The sequence below is a fragment of the Bradyrhizobium sp. C9 genome, assembly GCF_002532045.1.
Taxonomy (GTDB): domain Bacteria; phylum Pseudomonadota; class Alphaproteobacteria; order Rhizobiales; family Xanthobacteraceae; genus Bradyrhizobium.
In genome coordinates, this window is sequence record NZ_NWTG01000012.1 from 221160 (window position 1) to 228281 (window position 7122).

7 protein-coding genes are annotated in these 7122 nt (G+C 62.9%); 4 read left to right on the plus strand and 3 right to left on the minus strand.

All coding sequences use genetic code 11. From position 1 onward, the window contains the following. Nucleotides 1–33: 33 nt before the first annotated feature. From CO675_RS23920 to CO675_RS23930, 3 genes are all read left to right on the plus strand, one after another. Nucleotides 34–1266, plus strand: coding sequence for an acyl-CoA dehydrogenase family protein (locus tag CO675_RS23920; RefSeq protein ID WP_097674281.1), 1233 nt, complete (start codon nucleotides 34–36; stop codon nucleotides 1264–1266). Nucleotides 1267–1400: 134 nt separating this feature from the next. Further along, a complete protein-coding gene (locus CO675_RS23925; RefSeq protein ID WP_097674282.1) occupies nucleotides 1401–2459 on the plus strand; it encodes a phosphotransferase family protein in 1059 nt (352 codons plus the stop codon). 154 nt (nucleotides 2460–2613) lie between these two features. After that, nucleotides 2614–3528, plus strand: a complete 915-nt coding sequence (locus tag CO675_RS23930) for a DMT family transporter (protein ID WP_097674314.1) — start codon at nucleotides 2614–2616, stop codon at nucleotides 3526–3528. A 45-nt stretch (nucleotides 3529–3573) separates the two neighbouring features. Here CO675_RS23930 and lepB read toward each other — a convergent pair whose 3' ends face one another. The 3 genes from lepB to CO675_RS23945 form a co-directional block, all read right to left on the minus strand. Further along, entirely contained in the window at nucleotides 3574–4332 is a 759-nt protein-coding gene (gene lepB, locus CO675_RS23935; protein WP_097674315.1) for a signal peptidase I, read from the minus strand. A gap of 39 nt (nucleotides 4333–4371) precedes the next feature. Beyond that, nucleotides 4372–5541, minus strand: coding sequence for an acetylornithine deacetylase (gene argE, locus CO675_RS23940; RefSeq protein ID WP_097674283.1), 1170 nt, complete (start codon nucleotides 5539–5541; stop codon nucleotides 4372–4374). 90 nt (nucleotides 5542–5631) lie between these two features. Next, on the minus strand, nucleotides 5632–6528 hold the full coding sequence (locus CO675_RS23945) for a hypothetical protein (protein WP_097674284.1): 897 nt from the start codon (nucleotides 6526–6528) through the stop codon (nucleotides 5632–5634). Nucleotides 6529–6662: 134 nt separating this feature from the next. Here CO675_RS23945 and CO675_RS23950 point away from each other — a divergent pair, with 134 nt between their 5' ends. Beyond that, the gene (locus tag CO675_RS23950; protein ID WP_097674285.1) at nucleotides 6663–7013 is read left to right on the plus strand and encodes an NIPSNAP family protein; all 351 of its coding nucleotides are present in this window, start codon (nucleotides 6663–6665) and stop codon (nucleotides 7011–7013) included. Nucleotides 7014–7122: the final 109 nt, after the last annotated feature.

The window sequence follows — 7122 nt, forward strand, 5'->3', positions numbered from 1 at the left end:
GGCGGCCCAAGTCTAGGAAACGAGGAGCGTCCCATGGATTTCACGATGTCGGCCAGGCAGAAGGAATGGCTTGAGCGCGTTCAGGCTTTCATGAAAACGCATGTCCGCCCCGCGGTGCCGATCTACGACAAGCAGGACGCCGAAGGCCCGCGCTGGAAGGTGATCCCGATCCTCGAGGATCTGAAGAAGAAGGCGAAGGCCGAAGGCCTCTGGAACATGTTCATGCCGCCGTCCTCGCACGAGGATGACGAATTCCACGGCGCGGGATTGACCAACCTCGAATACGCGCTGCTGTCGGAAGAGATGGGCCGCATCTCCTGGGCGTCGGAAGTGTTCAACTGCTCCGCCCCCGATACCGGCAACATGGAAGTGTTCATCCGCTACGGCACCAAGGAGCAGAAGCGCAAATGGCTGCGCCCGTTGATGGATGGCGAGATCCGCTCCGCCTTCCTGATGACCGAGCCGGCGGTTGCGTCCTCTGACGCCACCAACATCGAGACCCGCATCGAGAAGGACGGCGATCACTACGTCATCAACGGCCGCAAATGGTGGTCGTCGGGCGTCGGCGATCCGCGCTGCAAGGTCGCGATCCTGATGGGCAAGACCGACTTCAACGCCGCCAAGCATCAGCAACAGTCGCAGATTCTTGTGCCGCTCGACACACCCGGCATCAAGGTCGAGAAGATGCTGCCGGTGTTCGGCTTCGACGACGCGCCGCACGGCCACGCCCAGGTGCTGCTCGAAAACGTCCGCGTGCCGAAGGAAAACATCCTGCTCGGCGAAGGCCGCGGCTTCGAGATCGCACAGGGCCGTCTCGGTCCGGGCCGCATCCATCACTGCATGCGTACCATCGGCAAGGCCGAGGAGTCGCTGGAGAAGATGGTGAAGCGGCTCGCCTCGCGCACCGCGTTCGGCAAGAAGATCATCGAGCAATCGGTCTGGGAGCAGCGCATCGGCGAGGCCCGCACCGACATCGAGATGACCCGCCTCTTGTGCCTCAAGGCCGCCGACATGATGGACAAGGTCGGCAACAAGACCGCGCAGGCCGAGATCGCGATGATCAAGGTCGCGGCGCCCAACATGGCGCTCAAGATCATCGACCAGGCGATCCAGGCCTATGGCGGCGCCGGCGTCTCCGACGAGGCCGGGCTCGCCAAGGACTACGCCCACATCCGCACGCTGCGGCTGGCAGACGGTCCGGACGAGGTGCACAATCGCGCCATTGCCAGACTTGAACTTCGGAAGTATGCAAACACGTCGCACTGAGCATGACGTGGAACGCATGGCGTTCGCGCTGGCATCGTGCTCAGAATGAAAAAGAGAAATCAGGCTGGCGTGCCAGCCTGATTGAAGGAGCGTCCGACGGCGCTCCCCAAAAACTGAATTGAGGGAGCGTCATCGTGGCGGACGGCGTCAGGAAAGACGAAGAATTTTCCGGCACAAGGGAAGTCGAGGAGCGCCATCGTATCAACGAGGCGAACCTCGCTGCCTGGATGCAGGAACACGTCGAGGGCTATCAGGGCCCGCTCAAGGTCCTGCAGTTCAAGGGTGGCCAGTCCAACCCGACCTACAAGCTCGAAACCCCCAGCCGCAATTACGTGATGCGCCGCCGGCCGTTCGGTAAATTGTTGCCGTCGGCCCATGCGGTGGATCGCGAGTTCCGCGTCATCGCGGCGCTCGGCAAGCAGAATTTCCCGGTCGCGAAAGCTTACGCGCTGTGCACCGACGATGCGGTGATCGGCTCGGCCTTCTACATCATGTCGATGGAAGAGGGGCGGGTGTTCTGGGATCCGACGCTGCCGAGCCAAGAGCCTGATGCGCGCCGCAAGATCTTCACCAGCAAGATCGAGACCCTGGCGAAGCTGCACATCCTCGATCCCGAAAAGATCGGCCTCGGCGATTTCGGCAAGCCCGGCAATTATTTTGCGCGCCAGGTCGACCGTTGGACCAAGCAATACCGCGCCTCCGAGACGCAGCATATTCCCGAGTTCGAGAAGCTCGCGGAGTGGCTGCCGAAGACGGTGCCGGAGCAGAAGCGCGTCTCGGTCGTGCACGGCGACTATCGCCTCGACAACATGATCTTCCACGCCACCGAGCCGCGGGTGCAGGCGGTGCTGGACTGGGAATTGTCGACGCTCGGCGATCCCATGGCCGACTTCACCTATTTGTTGATGCAGTGGACCATGCCGGGCCTCGCCAATGCCGACCTCAAGGCGTTGAACATTCCGAGCCAGGACGAGGCCGCGCAGATCTACTGCAACGTGACCGGCATGGCCGTGCCGGATCTGAATTGGTACTTCTCCTACAATCTGTTCCGCCTCGCCGGCATCACGCAGGGCATTGCGGGCCGCGTCCGCGACGGCACCGCCGCGAATGCCAAGGCCCTCGAGTCGGCCAAGCGCACGGTGCCGCTGTCACAGGCATCCTGGGAATACGCGCAGAAGGCCGGCGCAACCTGATAGCAAAAACGCGGCGCGATCCCCGGGGTTCGCGCCGCTTCTGCGAACTGCGGCATGTTTCCGCATTGTAGCCATCTGTGACTTGAGTTCGCGGCGCCGCTTTGGCAAGTCAATCCGGTCAACGCCCGCCCTGGTCCTGATCGGACACCTCGTCTTGCCCCTTTCCTCGAATCTTCGCGGCAGCCTGTTCATGGCTGCGGCCATGGCCAGCTTCACGGTCAACGACACCATCACCAAGGCGGTGTCGGCGGAGCTGAACATCGGGGAGGTCCTGCTGGTGCGTGGCCTGGTCGCAATGGTGCTGGTCGCGGCACTCGCCTGGTACCGCGACGCGCTGCGCAGCTTCAGCGCGCTGCTGATCTGGCCGGTTGGGCTGCGTGTCATGGGCGAGATCGGCGGCACGCTGACCTATCTGTCGGCGATCGCGCAGATCCCGCTCGCCAATGCCTCGGCGATCTTCCAGGCGCTGCCGCTCGTGATCACGCTGGGTGCCGCGCTGGTGTTCGGCGAGCCGGTCGGCTGGCGGCGTTGGCTCGCGATCGCTGCCGGATTCATCGGCGTGCTGGTCATTGTCCGGCCGGGCGCGGAGGGTTTCAGCCAGCCTGCGCTGCTGGCGCTGGCGTCGGTCGGCTTCTGCACGGTGCGCGATCTCGCCACCCGCCGCATCCCGAAGCATTTGCCGACGGTGTTCATCACGTTGCTCACCACCGTGACGGTGACGACGGCGGGTGCTGTCGTACTCTTCCCGCTCGGCGGCTGGAAGCCGCCATCCGGCCACGCGCTCGGCCTGCTCACATTCGCCGCGGTGCTGATCCTGATCGGCTATCAATGCATCATCGTGTCGCTGCGCACCGGCGACATCTCGGCGGTGGCGCCGTTTCGCTACACCGCGCTGCCATGGGCGATGCTGACCGGCTATCTCGCCTTCGGCCACAAGCCTGACGGTGCGATGCTCGCGGGCGCCGCGATCATCGTCGCCTCCGGCCTCTATGCCTTCTATCGCGAGCGCCAACGCGACAAGCTCCGCCCCGCCGCGACCGGACCCGGCCTGCCGCCGGATGGGTTGTAGAGATTTGCAGGGCGTTTTCGGCTAACCCGTCCTACGCACTGAACATCAGTGGATGCCTGTGAACAGCCGGTTCCAGCGCACCGAAGCCGGCCAGCGCCACACCTGCCATGCCGGCGCTTCATTGCCGATCGAGAAAAAGATCACCTTGGCTTGCCCGATCAGGTTCTCGAACGGCACGTAACCGACGCCGCCGCGCGCGGGTGGCACGCGGCTGTCGGCCGAGTTGTCGCGGTTGTCGCCCATCGCGAAGAAATGTCCCGGCGGCACCACATAGACCTGTGTGTTGTCGTATTCGGAACGCTCGATGCGATCGAGCGTGTCGTAGCTGACCCCGTTCGGCAGGGTTTCGCGCCAGCGCTTGACGCGGACCGGGCGCGGCCCCTCGTCGCGATCGAGATAGTCATCGACCCGCTCGCGCTTGACCGCGGTGCCGTTGATGTACAGCGCTCCGTCGATCATCTGAATGCGATCACCGGGCAGGCCGATCACGCGCTTGATGAAATCGACGGAGTCATCGCTCGGCAGCCGGAATACCACGACGTCACCGGGCTTCGGTTCGGAGCCGAAGATGCGGCCCGAGAACAGCGGCGGCGAGAACGGCAGCGAGTAGTGCGTGTATCCGTAACTGTATTTCGAGAGAAACAGGTAGTCGCCGACCAGCAACGTCGATTCCATGGACTCCGACGGAATGTTGAAGGACTGGAACAGGAAGGTCCGGATCACCAGCGCGATGATCAGCGCCTGCACGGCAACGCGGAAGGTTTCCGTCACTCCGCCTTGCTGAGGTTGCTTCTCGGTCGACACGGTCCCGGGCTCCTGTTTCACGCCCTGCGCATCAGAGTATCACTTCGCGCAATGCGCGATCAGCCGCGCGACGAATTCGCCGCAGGCCTCGAGCTGCGACATCTCGACGAACTCATCCGGCGTGTGCGCCTGCGCGATTCCGCCGGGACCGACCACCACGGACGGCACGTCCGCCATGCTGACGAACAGGCTGGCCTCGGTGCCGAACGCGACCTTGGCGTGGTCGTTGCGGCCGGCGAGCTGCTTGGCGAGCGTGACGATGGCAGCGTCGGCGGCGGTGTCGAGCGCGGGGTAGTCGAGGATCTGCTCGAAATCGATGCCGCATTCGGGATGCCGCTTGCGCATGTCAGGCTCGATCTCGGCCTTGGCCCAGGCGATGATCGCGTCTGTCACCTTCCGGGACTCGGTGATGCCGATGCCGCGGCATTCGAATTCCACCACGCAACTGTCCGGCACGATGTTCAGCGCGGCGCCACCATGCACGATGCTGGTGAGCAGGGTCGAATGCGGGACGTCATAGAGGCTGTCTCGCTCGGCATCCGCGGCCAGCAGCGCTGCGCGGCGGCGGATTTCGGCGATCAGGTCGGCCGCATATTCGATGGCGTTGACGCCGTCGGGCGCGATCGAGGAGTGGCGCGCGAGCCCGCGGAACGTGGCGCGCACGCCGTGCTTGCCCTTGTGGCCGATGATCACCTGCATCTGCGTCGGCTCGCCGACGAAGCAGCCGAGCGGCCTGATCGGCTTGCGTGCGATCTCGCGCAACATCGGGCGCACGCCGACGCAACCGATCTCCTCGTCATAGGAGATCGCCAGATTGATCGGCGTCTTCAGATCGGCCGCGAGCATTTCCGGAACCATCGCGAGACAGACCGCGACAAAGCCTTTCATGTCGGTGGTGCCGCGGCCGTACAGCCGCCCGTCCCGCTCGACGAGCTCGAACGGATTGTGGCTCCAGTCCTGTCCGGCAACCGGCACGACATCGGTATGGCCCGACAGCACCAGCCCGGGTTTGTCTTCGGGGCCGACCGTGACCCATAGCGAGGACTTCTGTCCGGTGTCATCGACGATGCGCTGTCCACTGACGCCAAGCGAGCCGAGATAGCGCTCGATGTAGTCGATCAGGGGCAGGTTACTGCGGTCGCTGACGGTGTCGAACGCGACGAGGTCGGCCAAGAGCTTGCGGATGCGGTCGGGGCGTTGATTTTGCATGGTCCAAGTCGGTTGAAGGGGGGCGGCGATGCCGGCCGACGATTATAACAACTAGGTCGCCCAATGCAGTTGGGCAAGCATGGTGCGGACCTAGGTCGGTTGCGCGATCCGATGCCCGAAGAAGTGCTGGTAGGCGTACGATAGGAATCCGATGCTGATCGGCAGGATCAGCAGATCGACGATTGCCACGAGGACGTCGGAGCCAATCATGGTCAACATGAAGTCAGCGGCCAGATTTTCTTCCCTTCCGAAAATGGCAGAGCCGACCAGCCTGTCAAACGTGAATCTGGCGGCCAGGTGGAGCGGGAGGGTGGCGAACGCTAGCCCCCAGAACAGCCGCCAGACGTTTCCTCTTGTCCGTTCCCATGCTTCTCGTATCGGCCATTTGCCTCGATCGACTGCGCTAGCCGGGAGCATAAGACAAAGCCGGGCAATGATGACGGCCGACATACAGTACGCCGCAAGCAATCCTAGCGTCAGCGCGAGAAAGGTGCTCTCGGAGTGGATATTCATGTTTGCAATCAGCGACGCGGGAAGGATGTATCCGATAGGCAGAAGGCTCCACATGACCGGCACAAGCACAAATGCACCAAGAACGAAGCTGATGACGACGTAGCGCCAGAAGTTAATCGTTGCCACGTTGCGTCCGATCAAGCTGGGAGGTTCCTTCAGGATGATCATCCGGTGCCATGTGACGGCGATGCTTACTGCCACGACGATCGTCAGGGTGGTATCGATCAGAACAAGCGTTTTCAGCCATGTTGATACCTCCCAGAAAGATGGAGGTGCAATAATGTCTTGAAACGCCTCTGGCCCTTGTTGCCACTTGGTCAGACCAATGACCGCCGTGACGAGCAGCAGCGCCGGCCACGCGACCCGCAGGAGATCGGCGAGGTTCCGGAAATAACTCGAATAGGAAAGGCGAACGGTGCTCGAGAATGGCAGCTTCGGATAGGGGAGCTGAGGCGGGTCGTTGGCAAGGCTCATTGCACGCTCGGTCGGGGTGACGGAATCGTTCGATCAATGCTCGACGCTGGCGCAGATTGCGATGGGTCACTTCCGGTGGCAAGCTTGCTAGCCAAATTCGCGCCCCCATCTGCTGGTCAGGCGGGGAGATTGCCATGATCCAGCAGCTGCGCATCTACGAAATCTTCGAGAACAACAAGGCCGCGTTCCACGCCCGGTTCCGCGATCACGCGGCGCGGATCATGATGGGGCGTTACGGGTTCAAATTCGTGAGCATGTGGGAAACGAAAATCGGTGACCGCACCGAGTTCGTGTACCTGCTCGAATGGCCCGACGAGGCGACCAAGACGGCGCAATGGGCGGCGTTCATGGCCGATCCCGAATGGAGCGAGATCAAGCGGGTCACCCATGCCGAGCATGGCCTGATGGTCGGGCAGATCGAGGATCGGCTGCTGGCACAGCTGGACTATTCGCCGGCAGGGGAGCGGAGCCTGTTGCCGGGGTAGAGCGCGCACGGTTGCGCCGAGCGGTGTTGCCCATTCGACACGACGGGCAACTCAGCGAAACCTGTCAATCCTCGCGCGCGAAAATATTTCGCTTTATCCGAAAACCAAC